The sequence below is a fragment of the Allobosea sp. AK1 genome, assembly GCF_006714945.1.
Classification (GTDB): Bacteria; Pseudomonadota; Alphaproteobacteria; order Rhizobiales; family Beijerinckiaceae; genus Allobosea; species Allobosea robiniae.
Genome location: NZ_VFMG01000001.1, coordinates 2,331,699 through 2,345,000, shown reverse-complemented (window position 1 = coordinate 2,345,000; position 13,302 = coordinate 2,331,699). Strand labels below are relative to the sequence as shown.

The 13,302-nt window shown below is 62.6% G+C and carries 14 protein-coding genes (1 of these 14 cut by a window edge); 3 read left to right on the top strand and 11 right to left on the bottom strand.

All coding sequences use genetic code 11. The features are described from left to right. A protein-coding gene (locus tag FHT98_RS11595; RefSeq protein ID WP_142114126.1) for a DUF72 domain-containing protein crosses the window boundary here: on the top strand, positions 1-535 show its 3' portion. 269 nt of this gene lie to the left of the window's left edge; only the last 535 of its 804 coding nucleotides appear in the window; its start codon lies off the left edge, out of view; it ends in the stop codon at positions 533-535. A gap of 3 nt (positions 536-538) precedes the next feature. Here FHT98_RS11595 and FHT98_RS11590 read toward each other — a convergent pair whose 3' ends face one another. The 7 genes from FHT98_RS11590 to FHT98_RS26640 form a co-directional block, all read right to left on the bottom strand. Continuing rightward, positions 539-1,027: a YbaK/EbsC family protein gene (locus tag FHT98_RS11590; protein ID WP_142114125.1), complete on the bottom strand. Its 489-nt coding sequence runs from the start codon at positions 1,025-1,027 to the stop codon at positions 539-541. Then, positions 1,024-1,302: a hypothetical protein gene (locus FHT98_RS11585; protein ID WP_061965673.1), complete on the bottom strand. Its 279-nt coding sequence runs from the start codon at positions 1,300-1,302 to the stop codon at positions 1,024-1,026. Before FHT98_RS11585 ends, FHT98_RS11590 begins: the two co-directional genes overlap by 4 nt. 470 nt (positions 1,303-1,772) lie before the next feature. Continuing rightward, on the bottom strand, positions 1,773-2,492 hold the full coding sequence (locus FHT98_RS11580; RefSeq protein ID WP_142114124.1) for an SDR family NAD(P)-dependent oxidoreductase: 720 nt from the start codon (positions 2,490-2,492) through the stop codon (positions 1,773-1,775). A 44-nt stretch (positions 2,493-2,536) separates the two neighbouring features. After that, a complete protein-coding gene (locus FHT98_RS11575) occupies positions 2,537-3,121 on the bottom strand; it encodes a DUF6647 family protein (protein WP_142114123.1) in 585 nt (194 codons plus the stop codon). Between the two features lie 74 nt (positions 3,122-3,195). Continuing rightward, positions 3,196-3,456: a hypothetical protein gene (locus FHT98_RS11570; protein WP_142114122.1), complete on the bottom strand. Its 261-nt coding sequence runs from the start codon at positions 3,454-3,456 to the stop codon at positions 3,196-3,198. Positions 3,457-3,993: 537 nt separating this feature from the next. After that, positions 3,994-5,064: a helix-turn-helix domain-containing protein gene (locus FHT98_RS11565; RefSeq protein ID WP_142114121.1), complete on the bottom strand. Its 1,071-nt coding sequence runs from the start codon at positions 5,062-5,064 to the stop codon at positions 3,994-3,996. Positions 5,065-5,571: 507 nt separating this feature from the next. Further along, positions 5,572-5,703: a hypothetical protein gene (locus FHT98_RS26640; RefSeq protein WP_280140839.1), complete on the bottom strand. Its 132-nt coding sequence runs from the start codon at positions 5,701-5,703 to the stop codon at positions 5,572-5,574. A 339-nt stretch (positions 5,704-6,042) separates the two neighbouring features. On the opposite strand from FHT98_RS26640, the gene FHT98_RS11560 reads away from it, so the two are divergent. Together FHT98_RS11560 and FHT98_RS11555 are read left to right on the top strand one after the other, a co-directional pair. After that, a complete protein-coding gene (locus FHT98_RS11560) occupies positions 6,043-7,026 on the top strand; it encodes a winged helix-turn-helix domain-containing protein (protein WP_142114120.1) in 984 nt (327 codons plus the stop codon). Positions 7,027-7,146: 120 nt separating this feature from the next. Next, a complete protein-coding gene (locus FHT98_RS11555) occupies positions 7,147-8,115 on the top strand; it encodes an NADPH:quinone reductase (protein ID WP_091861967.1) in 969 nt (322 codons plus the stop codon). A gap of 151 nt (positions 8,116-8,266) precedes the next feature. Here the strand turns inward: FHT98_RS11555 and FHT98_RS11550 are convergent, their stop codons facing one another. The 4 genes from FHT98_RS11550 to FHT98_RS11535 form a co-directional block, all read right to left on the bottom strand. Next, positions 8,267-8,557, bottom strand: coding sequence for a helix-turn-helix domain-containing protein (locus FHT98_RS11550; protein WP_282568648.1), 291 nt, complete (start codon positions 8,555-8,557; stop codon positions 8,267-8,269). A 22-nt stretch (positions 8,558-8,579) separates the two neighbouring features. Then, positions 8,580-9,758, bottom strand: coding sequence for a low temperature requirement protein A (locus FHT98_RS11545; protein WP_142114118.1), 1,179 nt, complete (start codon positions 9,756-9,758; stop codon positions 8,580-8,582). Between the two features lie 74 nt (positions 9,759-9,832). Then, complete coding sequence (purH, locus tag FHT98_RS11540; RefSeq protein ID WP_142114117.1) at positions 9,833-11,425, bottom strand: bifunctional phosphoribosylaminoimidazolecarboxamide formyltransferase/IMP cyclohydrolase; 1,593 nt, start codon at positions 11,423-11,425, stop codon at positions 9,833-9,835. Positions 11,426-11,526: 101 nt separating this feature from the next. Next, the gene (locus tag FHT98_RS11535; protein ID WP_248309204.1) at positions 11,527-13,245 is read right to left on the bottom strand and encodes a heparinase II/III family protein; all 1,719 of its coding nucleotides are present in this window, start codon (positions 13,243-13,245) and stop codon (positions 11,527-11,529) included. Positions 13,246-13,302 lie beyond the last annotated feature (57 nt).

Below are 13,302 nucleotides of genomic sequence, written 5' to 3'. Positions count from 1 at the left end.
GGGACCTTCGGTCGAGAAATTCCTGACCAGCGGTCTGACCGAGCTCAAGCACAAGCTCGGGCCGATCAATTGGCAGTTCATGCCGACGAAGCAGTTCGATCCCGCCGATTTCGAGGCCTTCCTTAAGCTCCTGCCGAAGGAGCTGGACGGGATCAAGCTGCGCCATGCCGTCGAGGTCCGACATGACAGTTTCCGCTCGCCGGATTTCATCGCGTTGCTGCGCGGCTATGACGTCGCCGTCATCACCTCGGCCGATGCGGACTACACCCAGATCGCCGATGTGACCGCGCCCTTCGTTTATGCGCGGATCATGGGAACCAAGGAGGCCGAGCCGAAGGGCTATTCCGAGGCCGGGCTCGATCGCTGGGTCAAGGCCGCGCAGGTCTGGGCCCAGGGCGGCGTGCCGGACGGCTTGGAGACGGTCGGTCCGGCTGCCAAGGCCGAGGAACGCGACGTCTTCCTCTATGTGATCAGCGGGGACAAGGTGCGCAATCCCGCCGCGGCGATGGAATTGATCGCCCGGACCCAGGGCTGAGCTTCACTCTGCTGCTGCGGCCGCTTGCACGGCCTCCTGGCAGGTATCGACCCATTCGGCCTGTGTCAGTTCGGCCATGCGCTGCGGCGCGATCCGCAGCGCGCTATGGGTCGAGCCTGCGGCCGGCACGACGATGTCGAAGGACTTCAGCGAGACATCGCAATAGACCTTGAGCGGCGTCGCGAGCCCGAACGGGCAGACACCGCCCACGGGGTGGCCGGTCAGGGCCTCGACCTCTTCCTGGCCTAGCATGCGCGGCTTGCCGCCGAGCGCGGCCTTGGCCTTCCTGTTGTCGAGCCGGGCATCGCCGCGGGTGACGACGAGCACGACTTCGTCGCCGATACGCAAGGAGAGCGTCTTGGCGATCTGGCCGGGCTCCACGCCATGGGCGGCGGCGGCGAGCGGCACGGTCGCGCTGCTATCATCGGTGACGATGACGGCGATGTCGGGAGCGTGCTGGGCGAAGAAGGTGCGGACGGATTCGAGGCTCATCGGGCAATTCGGGAGGTCAGCCACAGGATCAGCAGGCTGGCGACCGCCGGCACGCCGAAGACGACGAGGAAGATCGGTGCTTCCTCCATCACGGTATAGCCTGCGCTGATGACGCCGATCCAGAGATTGATCAGCGCGCCGGCGAACCAGAGCGGCAGGAAGAGTTTCACCGCGAAGGGGATCGGCCGCCCAGCAGAGATCGAGAGGCGCGGCGCCAGCACGAGCAGGATGCCGAGCAAGGCGAAGCCGATGCCGATGACCTTGATGGTATGCATGGACTAAACCTCAATCTCTCAGAAAGCGATTTATAATCAATTGATTACAGTTGAATCAATCCGACATAATCGACCTAAATCTACAAAGCAGCTACAGCTTTTCGCTCATGGCTGAAGTGCAGAGGACTGCTCGCGGTCACATGACGCCTGCCGGCATCACGCCGGATCTGATCCCGACACCGCCTCAGGATTAGAGAGGGCTTCGATTTGATCGTACTTCTGATCACGCCCAATGAGCTTTTGGCGGCGCTGGGGCTTTTCCTGATGCTCTTCGCGATAGCGGCCAACTGCCTAATCAGGGAATTCGGGGATCAATGACTGGCCTAGAACCAGGGGGCACCCTCGCGAATTGCGGGAGGGGGCCGTTCGCACGGAATTGAAAAACCGAGCTGACTTGAACCACCGTCGACCGTCCAACTCGACCCATAGCTGACTTTCGACGCGTCCGGTTCCGGGCAGCCAAGGCAGTCCTAGTATCTGGCCCGCCCGCCGGACATATCGAAGACGGCGCCCGTATTGAACGCGCTTGCATCGGAGCAAAGCCACAATACTAGAGCCGCCACCTCCACTGGGTCGCCCAGCCGGCTGAGCGGGCTGGCGGCAACCATGGCGTCGACTGTCTCATTGCCCAAATCCCGGATCATTCGCGTGTCGATGGGTCCCGGCGCCACGCAGTTGACGCGGATGCCGGTATCATTGACTTCGCGGGAAAGCGCTTTCGTAAAGGCGATGACGCCCGCACTCGCGGCGGAATAGACGGCGAGGTTCGGCAATCCTTCCTTGCCCGCAAGCGAGCCCATGTTGACGATCCGCCCTTTGCCCGCAGCCCGCATCAACGGCAGAATCTGGTGTGTGACTTCTAGCATCCCAACGAGGTTCACATGCAGGATTTGCTGCCACTCAGCCGGTTCTGAGCTCTCGAATGGCTGATAACGCCCGAGATGCCCCGCATCATTCACGAGAACGTCGACGCTTCTGCCTTCCAGAAGCGCCAGCCCGCTGGCGATCTTATCACGTTTGGTCACATCGACGGTAACGGACTGCGCTCCGGCAAGTTCGACGGGCTCGACGTCCCAGATCCAGACGTCGGCTCCACTTGCCACGAAGCTGGCCGCGATGGCTCTGCCGATCCCACGGGCACCACCCGTCACAATGACGGTCTGTTGTGAGAAATCGTATGTGACTTGCACCGCAGCCCCCTAATTCCCGAGAGGCGTTAACGAGCTGAAAGCTCTTACATTCCGCAGGATGTTCTTACCAGGAGCGTGAATGGGTCGATCTGGAACTCTTCCTCAAGCGACCCCCCAAATAATTTCAGCCACGTTTCCTGCAATTCGAAAGCCTTGGCTTCGCGTGCCGCGTCACATTCAAATTTGAATTGATGTGCCTCCTGAAAATGATGAACTAGCTCGTGCACGAGAACCGACAAATCGGCTGCCGTTGCGCCGGTCCATGTGTCCGCCAGATAAATGATCTTCTCGTGGGAATCGTAGATCGACAGGATATCTGGCCGACCGTGTTGCTGTATGATTTCGGACGTGTATTGCTTGAGCCGTAAAGCGGAAACTTGGCCAACCGGCTTGAATACGAGTTTCGGCAAGGACGTGGGTATCGACTGTCCCAGCTTCGCTCCGACCCACATAGCGAGGGCCTCCAGTAACCGCCCTCCCGGATCAGGGTGGCTCTCCCCTATGACGATTTCGAAGCCGGAGCCGAGACGCAGGCGCTCTATTGTCTCGTCACGCGCAGGCGCTTCGAAATTCATGGTCACCGTAAGTAAGGTTGCTCCAAAGAATAGGTATCGACCGAATGTTCTCATGGAGCCCTCCTGCATAAGCTGCAGATAACGGCAGAATCTATAGAATCCTCAGATTATATTGGATTCAGCGTACATCAATCTCCATGTACTTGATTTTTACTGAATGATTCGACCTCATCAGCTTCGTCGTCATAGAGAAGCTTCGTGAGCATGACATAGCGATTGAGGGACGCCATGCTAATGTCACGAGCACATCGCTCCCGCAGCTTGAAGGCTTCAACGCGAATGCCGTCACGCAGCTCTGCGGTGTTGAGGCCGAATAACTCGCTCCGCTCAAGCATCCGCGCGAGTTCCCTGTCCCAGGCAACGCAGGCCCGAGCCTGACGCGTCGTCAATTGTGCGCCCTCCGCGAGGCCGCCCCATAGGATGCAGGCGCATATAGCGAACACTGAAGACCGTCCCATTTGCGCCTCTTTGAGTGCAGGCGTTTGGATTGAGTGGGGCCGGGTTTGTCCCGTCCGTTGCCGGTTAGCCTTCGTAGCAACGAAATTTTCGTTAGGTCATGATGGAGGAGCGATCGAATGCCGATATTTCGCCGATAGCTGTGTCATGCTGGGCGACAGGGGAGAACTTCTTTCGGTAATGAGCGAAGGTTCGTCGCCGAATTTGTCGAACCGCTGCCGAATTTGTCCATGTCGCGCGAAATCTTGCAGTCGAAGCTGACCGGAGAAGCTCCTCGCTAAAGATATTTGGGTATCGTTAGCGAGCGGGACGTGGGAGATGTGGACGGAGATTCTGAGGACTCCGCCGGATAGTAAGCTGGATCCTTAAAGAGGCGCTTGTCTCGATTATTTCTTTGAGAGCTTTGCCGGCCGGCGAATGGCTGGCCGCCAGCCCTTGCGCGCTGCCAGGATCGATCAAACCGCAACCGGTCATTCGTCTTTTGCAGGATCGGCGGAGGCCGGCGCCGTCCGTATGGACGCATATCGGGCGATTTCAATAGGAGTCTCACCGAATCGGCGATGAAAGGCGATTCTAAAGCGTGCCGTGTTAGTGAAGCCGTATCGGCGGGCGACGGTAGCGACCGAGGCGTCGCGTATACCCCGAGCCAGATCGGCATGCGCTAGATCAAGCCGGACAGCATGCAATGCAGCCAAAGGGGTGCTGCCGCGAAAATGCCTGAACACAGCCGTCAAGGTTCGCAAGCTGCAGCCTGCGGCCCCAGCGATATGTGACATACGGATAGGCTCCGCGCCGTGGGCGCGCATGAAGTCTTCCGCGCGTCGAACATAGGCCGGAATTGGATTTCCGGCTGCATTTGCGAGTCGATCAGAGTAATTATGAGTGGTGCCACGCAAAATCAGCGAGACGAGTAGGTCCGTCAGCGACGCAAGTGCGACTGGGTTATTGGCAACACCGTCCCGCCGTTGAAATTCCTGTGTAACGAAATCGAGTTGGCTTTTCAGGCTGGCTGTAAGCCCGGTGCCCCAATCGAGGCTGGGCTCGAAAATGAGCGGCCGACGCAACCGCTCATCCAGCATGTGTTCAAGCGTGCTCTCGATATCCGCAGCCTTCAAGAAAACATTGGTGCGCGCGTTATCGTCGCTGATTAAAAGGCGACCGCCGGGACCGGGCCTCCAAGTGAGACCGGTTTGTTGTGTGGCTGTCGTGGATCTTCCCTTCTGTTCCAAGGTTATATGGCCCGCGAGCATCGTCGTGAAACAATACAGGCTCCCTTCATCGCCATCGACGGTGACCTCGGTGCTAAAACTGCTCGCGACAAAACTCGTCAGAAGAGAGCCGGCGCCACGTGTCGCAAGGGTAAAAATCGGCGGCTCGAAGCGTGGGTGCCAAAGAGCACGATCCTGCAATTGGTAGGTGTAGGTGCGGTTTGACTGTGCGGCCCGTTCAATCACGCGAATCTTGCCGCTCGAATCCTCCAGAGCTTCGGCTCGGACAACGTCGAACATTGTCAGCACAGGGGTGCTCGTGCCCGCGGCCATAGGCGTCTCCGTCCAGCTTTCTTACTGTGACGCAAGCAATTTTAGACAAATTCGGCAACGGTCCGACAAATTCGGCGGCGCACTTGGAGCGTAGTTGAAAGCGTCGTTCCCCACCGCAGCAAACTTAGCACATATGGGTGACGCAGCGTTAGCATCTCCCGCCCTACGGCTCCGCCTCAAGCTTAACCAGCTCAAATCCGACGAATAAGAATGTTAATGTAACTGGAGTTTTTGAAATGCTGGAGTTGATCGTGATCGTCGCTGGCTTCTTTCCTGCACTCGGAGAGATTTCCCGCCCTGTCTTGACGCAGGCTGCCCCGGCGAAATGCGTCGATCTGTCCTCTCGAACTGCTCCGCAGAATTCACGCCGTGGTGAGTTCGTCAACCAGATCGGTCCTGCGGGCTGCGACAGGGGCATCGTCATGCCGATCACAGCAAGGTCATCATGGCGAGCCGCAGGGAACTCCTCGTCCGGGGCCCGGCTTTGAACAAAGTGCCGAGCAGGCCTCAGATCGCACAGGAGACGGTTGGCGTTCCATCCTGATGCCCGGCAATGCGCAAAATCCGCGACAGACAGGCGAAGGCCCGGACCGCACTGCAGAGCGTGAGCGCCGCCGTGATGAATTTGGCGGTGCTCATCGTCGCCTGCCGGCCGCGTAGCCGTTGTGATCAAGCCGCCTTCATTGCCCGGATTCCAATCAACTCGAGGCTCTGCTCGGCGAAATATCGCCGTGTCTGCTTAAAAATGCAGCGAACTGCCGCGCCAGATCGTCGATCGCGTGCTTGCTGGGGCGATACCATTCCGGCGACCAGTTCATCACCCCAAGGATGACGAGGCGCCCCGCCGCCAACCTCCGAAGTCGTTAATAGCGAAGAGCATTCCGTTTGGTCACGGTCAATGGGTGACGGAATGCCGATATTTCGCCTATAGTCGGCGGACGCAGTTCATCGAGCGGGCTAGGGTGGGAGCTAAGCACCATGGACCCGGCGCTTCCGAAACTTCTACAGTTCGACCGATTTGCGCTGGATTTGACGCGCGAACGCCTAAGAGCGGGCGATCAGGAGATTGCACTACGGCCCAAGGCGTTCGAGGTTCTCCGTCACCTTGCCGAGAATGCTGGACGGCTGGTGTCGAAGCGGGAACTGTTTGAGGTCGTATGGCCAAATGTCGCTGTCACGGATGACTCGCTCGTTCAGTGCATTCGCGAGCTGCGAGACAAGCTGGGTGACACCGATCATCTCCTGATCGAAACCGTACCCCGTCGCGGATACCTGCTGAACGCCGGCCACTCCCACGCGGCCAAAGAGCACGACTCGCTGCCGCCACCCGAGCGATCTCAAACCCCGATTGTCGGGTCAGTTGGTCGTCGCCTCGTTTTATGGTCGCCTGTACAGCGCAAACGGGCGTCTCTGGCGACGGCCGCGATCACCATCTGCTGCCTGGCTGCAGCTGGATATCTTACAGCCCACCTGTCGTTGCCATCGTCAGCCAACGCTCTCTTCACAGAAGACGACGCGCGGCGGATTACGGCAATTGCAGCAGAGAAGGAGCTTCCGCTTCCGCCATTCCAGATCAGCCGGATCGGGCGTGGTGTTCTCCCTGAACATCGCCGCTTCGTCGGCATCTGGGTCAGCAGCACCGGGTTCGTTAATTCGAACCGCCAATTCATGCTGGTCATCACCGGAGCCGAACCTTCCGGCATCGTGACGGGCTTTACAGTTCGAGGGCCTCCTCGGGCCCTGAGCCTTGTCGTCAAGCCGGCTGGCGCGACCCATTTTAAGGCCCGCGTCCTCGGCGATTCCTTTCGCTACAGTGGTCCAAACAGCGAGCGCGAGGTGGTGATGACAGCCGACCGGCGGCTTGAATTCAACGAGGTCTTCGACACGGGAGTGATCGTGCGTGTCGCTCTCGACCCGGTGTGGGCACTGGTTGAGGCCGAGCAAAAAGCTGCTCTGTGGTAGCCGGCGCGGCACAGCGAGCACCATTGTCGCTATGGTCCGTCCGGCTGTCGCTAGCGCTTGGCCGGGCCGCACAGAGCTATCGTTCTTCCAGGCTCTCACATTGCTGAGGGATACTGATCGATGCGTGCAGTATTCTATGAGACCAACGGGCCAGCGCGCGATGTGCTGCGCATCGGAGACGTTGAAACTCCAAGCCCGGGAGTTGGGGAGGTTCGCGTGCGCTTGTACGCGTCGGGGGTCAATCCATCCGATGTCAAAAGCCGCGGACACCGAAAGTCGCCGTTCCCGCTGATCATCCCACATAGCGACGGTGCTGGAGAAATCGAATCTATTGGTCCTGGCGTTGCGAAGTCACGCCTCGGCGAGCGGGTCTGGATCTGGAACGGGCAGTGGCAGCGCCCATTTGGAACAGCCGCCGAGTTCATTGCACTGCCGGCCGCGCAGGCCGTTCCCTTGCCAGCTGCACTTAGCTTCGAGGAGGGCGCCGCTCTCGGCATCCCTGCGCTGACGGCCTACCATGCTGTCGAGCTTGCCGGGGTCGGTCAGGGCACAACCTTGCTCGTATCCGGCGGCGCAGGGGCGGTGAGCCAGTTCGCCATTCAATTCGCCAAGGCTCGGGGCGCGACCGTGATCAGCACGATCTCATCGCCGGACAAGGCGATGGCAGCGCGCGAAGCCGGCGCCGACCATTGCATCGACTATAAGCGTGAAAATGTGGGCGACCGTATTGCTGATATCACGGGGAGACGCGGCGTCGACGCTATCACCGAGATGGACCTATCGGCCAACGCCGGTCTGATTCCGGCGGTACTCCAACCAAAGGGAAAGGTCATTGTTTACGGCACGGGAGCCGAAGCGACGATTCCTGCCTTTGCCTTCCTCGCCAATTCGATCCAGTTGAACTTCTTCCTGATCTATCAATTGGACGCGCAGCAGCGAGAACGTGCAGTGGCTGGCGTCACGCGCGCTCTTGCTCAGGGCGAAGCGGTTGCCCGTATCGGACCGACATTCCCGCTCAGCGAAACCGCCGCCGCGCACGAAGCAGTTGAGGGCGGAACGATTGGCAATGTCATCGTCAAAATCGAGTAATCGCAGCGTGGCTAGGCGATCTCTTACGCCTTCGATCCTTCGGCCCCTTCCTGATTGTCGAAGAGTTCCTATCGGTGTCGCCTACATCGGTTAGATTACCCAGCGCAGCCTCCCATGCGGCCTGTCGATTGCGATCCCACGTCGCGCGGCGTTAGAGAAGCCGCGATATCGTGCTCGGGCTTACATTGTAGCTACGTGCGATCTCTCGAACAGGTTCGCCGGCAGCTTTCCTAGCCAGGGCCTCTTGCCGCTGATGGCGGGTCATTCCGAACGGCCGGCCGAGTTTCACGCCTCGGGCCTTAGCGCGGCTAAGGCCCTCGCTGGTTCGCGCCAAAATCAACGAGCGCTCGAACTCTGCGAACCCGGCCATGATTGTTGTGACGAGGCGGCCATGAGGCGTTTCCCATTCATGTGCTCTAAAGGGCTCTTTCCGATTATCCAATGAAATTGATGGTGTGCATGGATCAGGCCTCCTTGGCCCGCAGCGAGACCGCTTCCCAGGCGGCGACCAGGATCAGGATCGCGGTTGCGGCCAGGCTGAAGCCCAACGGTGGCAACACCGTCCAGGCCGGTGCCAGCACGGCGAGCAAGCCGAGGCCGACGAGATGGGAGAGCGGATACCAGCCGGCCGTGATGCGTTTGAACAGCAGGTTGCCGAGCAGATAGAAGGCGGGGCCGGCCAGGACGGCGATTGCCGTTCTGCCATCGGTATGGCCGGTGGGATGGGCGATGACCAGTTCGTCGCCGACGGCGACCAGGATGATGCCGGCGACCAGCAGCACGTGCAGATAGGTATAGGCGATGCGTGCGATCCGGCCGGGGTCGTCGGAGCGTGCGATGTGATGGCTCGCCCGTTCGGCACCGATATGGAAATAAATCCACCACATCGCGACCGAGCTCAGGAAGGAATTGAGGAAGGCTGTCAGGTTGACGGCCGTCACCGGCAGCTTCGCGGCGGTCGCGCCCGTCATCAGAACGGATTCACCGAGCGCGATGATGATGAAGAGGGCACAGCGCTCGGAGAGATGACCGCCTTCGACATTCCAGTCGCTGGTGCGCGAGTGCCCAAGGCCTGGAACGCGGAAGCCGGCGGCCGGGCCGACATATTCGATGCCGAGCGCGACCAGCCAGAGGCCGAAGCGCAGAGGGCCTTCGCTCAAGCCACCGGCGATCCAGAATGCACCGGAGCAGACGAGCCAGATCGTGATGCGCTGGAAGTTGCGGTAATTGGCGGGCGAGGCGTCCTTGAGGCTCACCATCGTGAAGATCGAGCGGACGAGCTGGGCGGTGACATAGGCGCCTGCAAAGGCGAGGCCGTTCGCACCGAAGGCCTCGGGCAAGGCGCAGGACATCACCAGGCCGAGAAACATCAGGACGAAGAGCAGGATCCTGACCGGGGGGCGCTCGGGATCGAGCCAGTTCGTGACCCAGCTCGTATAGACCCAGATCCACCAGACGGCGCCGAGCAGAAAGGCGGCCTGCGCGACGCCGAGCGGGCTGAAATGCTCCAGCAGCGTGTGCGAAATCTGGGTGATCGCGAAGACGAAGACCAGGTCGAAGAACAGCTCGACGTAGGAGACCCTCGCATGCTGGTGTTCGACGCGTTCCCTGAGCAGCGCGCCGGGTTTGTGAGCTTTGGCCATGCAGACCCCTATCCCCTGCTGCGCGCTTTCGCGCGCAGCCCGTCAGCGAGGGTGTCCCGCAGCCCGTATCGCCGTCAATGGCGGAAGTGGCGGTGCCCGGTGAAGACCATGGCGAGGCCGGCTTCGTCGGCGGCCTTGATGACCTCGTCGTCGCGCATCGAGCCGCCGGGCTGGATCACCGCGGTCGCACCGGCCTCGGCCGCTGCGAGCAGGCCGTCGGCGAAGGGGAAGAAGGCGTCGGAGGCGACGACCGAACCCTTGGCCAGGCTCTCCGCAACGCCCGCAGCCTTCGCCGCTTCGGCGGCCTTCCAGGCGGCGATGCGCGAGGAATCGACGCGGCTCATCTGGCCGGCGCCGATGCCGACCGTGGCGAGGTCCTTCGCGTAGACGATCGCGTTCGACTTGACGTGCTTGGCGACGCGGAAGGCGAAGCGCAGATCGGCGAGCTCACGCTCGCTCGGTTGGCGCTTCGTCACGACCTTCAGCTCCATGTCGTCGACGACGGCGTTGTCGCGCGACTGGGCGAGGAAGCCGCCGGAGACGGTGCGCAGCGACAGGCCGGGCGAGCGGACATCGGGCAGGCCGCCGGTCAGCAGCAGGCGCAGGTTCTTCTTGGCGGCGATCATGGCGATCGCCTCCTCGTCGGCATCCGGCGCGATGATGACCTCGGTGAAGACCTCGACGATCTTCTTCGCTGCGGTCGCGTCGAGCTTGCGGTTCAGCGCGACGATGCCGCCGAAGGCCGAGACGGGGTCGCAGGCCAGCGCGCGCTCATAGGCTTCGAGCAGCGAGCCGCCGGCGGCGACGCCGCAAGGGTTGGCGTGCTTGACGATGACGCAGGCGGCCGAGGCCTCGGGGACGAACTCGGCGACGCATTCGAAGGCGGCGTCGGTGTCGTTGATGTTGTTGTAGGAGAGCTGCTTGCCCTGGACCTGACGCGCGGTCGAGACGCCCGGCCGGTTCTCCGGGGTGCGGTAGAAGGCGGCCCATTGATGCGGGTTCTCGCCATAGCGCATGGTTTCGGCGAGCGCGCCGCCGAGCGCGCGGAAATGCGGGGCGGTGTCGCCGAGCTCGTTCGCGAACCAGTTCGAGATCGCCGCGTCATAGGCCGCGGTGCGGGCATAGGCCTTCTGGGCGAGCTTGCGACGCAAAGTCAGCGTGGTCGCGCCCTTCTGGGCCTCGAGATCGGCGAGGACGGACGGATAATCCGCCGGCTCGACGACGACGGCGACGTCATGATGGTTCTTGGCGGCGGCGCGGATCATCGCCGGGCCGCCGATATCGATGTTCTCGATGCAGTCGTCATAGGCCTTGCCAGCCGCGACGGTGGCTTCGAACGGGTAGAGGTTCACGACGAGCAGGTCGATCGGCTGGATGCCGTGGCCGAGCATCGAGGCCTGGTGCTCGGGATGGGAGCGGATCGCGAGCAGGCCGCCATGGACCTTTGGGTGGAGCGTCTTGACCCGGCCGTCCATCATCTCGGGGAAGCCCGTGAGATCGGAGACGTCGCTGACAGGGAGGCCGGCTTCGGCGATCGCCTTGGCGGTGCCGCCGGTCGAGACCAGCGCGATGCCGAGCTTGTGGAGGGCGCGCGCGAAATCGATCAGCCCCGTCTTGTCGGAAACGGAAAGAAGCGCGCGTTCGACGCGGCGAAGCTCATTCGGCATCGGGATCAGGTCCGGCTTGGATTGCGGAAAGGCAGTTTCGGCAGACGCGCGCGGGCTATCATGCTGCGCTGCAAAAGGCAAAAGCCGCCGTCGCAGAACCGTCACGCGTCGGGAGCGGGTTCCGCGGCTTCGCGCTCGGCGATCGCAGCAGCGACCGTCTTGCCGGCACGGGGATTGGCGGTGCTGATCCGGCTAAAGCGCCAGGTCACGCGCGGCGTCGCCACGGCATCGAAGGCGACGACGAACTGTTCGGTGCGCCGCCGCCCGTCCGAGGAGGCAAGGAAGATGCTCTCCTCGATGGCGATGGTCAGGCCGCCGGCCTCGAAGCTCCAGACCTCGCCCGAGGCCAGCGCCAGAAGCGCGCCGCTGCCGTCCCGAACGAGGCTGGCGCGGACATTCGGGTGCAAGTGGAAGCGCAAGGCGGACGCGAGCGCGGTGCGCGTCCCGGTCAGGGCGACCTCGTCCTCGCCGGCCAGTGCGGCGCCGTCGCGGGCGAGCGTCAGGCGGCGGGTATGGGTCGCACCGAGGCTGCGGCGATAACCGTCATGGCTTGCGACCCATTCGGCGCCATCAGCGCCGTCCTGGCGGGCGACGCGGACGTCGCGAGGGCCGGAGACGACGCGCATTTCGCCGAGAACCATGCCGAAATTTGCGCTGGAGCGATCGTCGAGGACGAGCGTCGAATGAGCGGCGGTGCTGCGCGCGGCGAGCTTCAATTCCGGGGGGCCGAAGCGGCTGGCGCCGCAATTGACGATGATGCGCTGCGGGCCGCTGGAGAATTCGAAGGCGAGGCAGCCGGCATGGGCCTCGACCGAATAGGCGCCGCGCGGCGGCGCGCCGGCATCGGTGACCACGATGCTGCGCTCGGCCGCGAGGCGGCTGTAGCCGGAATAGGCGGCATGTTCGGTCGGCCGACCGCGGGCATCGTCATAGGCCGCGAGCGTCGCCATCAGGTCGGGAGGCGTCGTACCCATGCCGTTGAACAGGGCAAGCGCGCCGTCGCCGTGCCGGAACAGGCGTAAGTGCGGCATCATCCGCTCGATCGCGGTCATCACCCCACGCGGTGGCTCGAGCCCGCGAGCGGCGAAGGTCTCGCGCAGGGGCAGGAGGTCGAGCAGGAATTCGATCAACAGGCGTGGATTGCGCGAGAGATGGCCGCCATCGGGCAGGATCTGCTCGTCGAGCTCCTCGGACAGCAGGATCTCGATCCGGCGCCGGTGACCATCCTGCCCGTCGAGGCAGATCGCGGCAAAGGCGATGGCGATCAGGCCGTTCAGCCGGTCGGCCCCTTCGACGGCTCCGGACAGCGCCAGGCTCAGCCGGTCCGTCAGGCGCGAGACATGGCGCAGATAGCGCTCGTAGAAGGCATGGTCGGCGCCTTCCAGCAGCAGCGGGGAATGCGACAGGAAGGCGATCAGCCGACGTGCAGCGACCGCAGGGCGCCGCGCGATGTCATGGCGGTCGCGACGCCTGGCGATGAAATCCTCGACCAGGCTGCGGGCATTGGCGCGGGCAATCGCGGTGTCGGCGGCGCGCATATGGCGCAGCCAGCCGAAGCCGTAGAGCGCCTCGGCCCAGGCATCGCTCGGCGGCGTCGCGTCGAACGGCGATTCTCCGTGGCTGCGCAGGGTGCGCCCGGCGAAGGCGTAATAGCCTGCATAGAAATCGCCGGCCGTCGTCGGGTCGGCGGTGCGCAGGTCATGCGGGGCGAAGAGCAGGCGCGTGGCATTGCTGCGGCCGAAGGGCCAGAGCCTGCGGGTGGCGCCGACGAACTGGCCGCGGGTCCGCCGCGCCGCCCGTCCGATCGCGGCCTGGGCCAACCCCCGTCGCTCAGCCCACCCGCTCAAATCCCCTGTCGACTCCGTGCCCGGGCGCGG

Excerpts from the sequence above, each read along its gene's own strand:
- FHT98_RS11565 (WP_142114121.1), bottom strand. The coding sequence starts at position 5,064 with ATGGCCGCGGGCACGAGCACCCCTGTGCTGACAATGTTCGACGTTGTC.
- FHT98_RS11560 (WP_142114120.1), top strand. The coding sequence starts at position 6,043 with ATGGACCCGGCGCTTCCGAAACTTCTACAGTTCGACCGATTTGCGCTG.
- FHT98_RS11590 (WP_142114125.1), bottom strand. The coding sequence starts at position 1,027 with ATGAGCCTCGAATCCGTCCGCACCTTCTTCGCCCAGCACGCTCCCGAC.
- FHT98_RS11575 (WP_142114123.1), bottom strand. The coding sequence starts at position 3,121 with ATGAGAACATTCGGTCGATACCTATTCTTTGGAGCAACCTTACTTACG.
- FHT98_RS11555 (WP_091861967.1), top strand. The coding sequence starts at position 7,147 with ATGCGTGCAGTATTCTATGAGACCAACGGGCCAGCGCGCGATGTGCTG.
- purH (WP_142114117.1), bottom strand. The coding sequence starts at position 11,425 with ATGCCGAATGAGCTTCGCCGCGTCGAACGCGCGCTTCTTTCCGTTTCC.
- FHT98_RS11545 (WP_142114118.1), bottom strand. The coding sequence starts at position 9,758 with ATGGCCAAAGCTCACAAACCCGGCGCGCTGCTCAGGGAACGCGTCGAA.
- FHT98_RS11585 (WP_061965673.1), bottom strand. The coding sequence starts at position 1,302 with ATGCATACCATCAAGGTCATCGGCATCGGCTTCGCCTTGCTCGGCATC.
- FHT98_RS26640 (WP_280140839.1), bottom strand. The coding sequence starts at position 5,703 with ATGAGCACCGCCAAATTCATCACGGCGGCGCTCACGCTCTGCAGTGCG.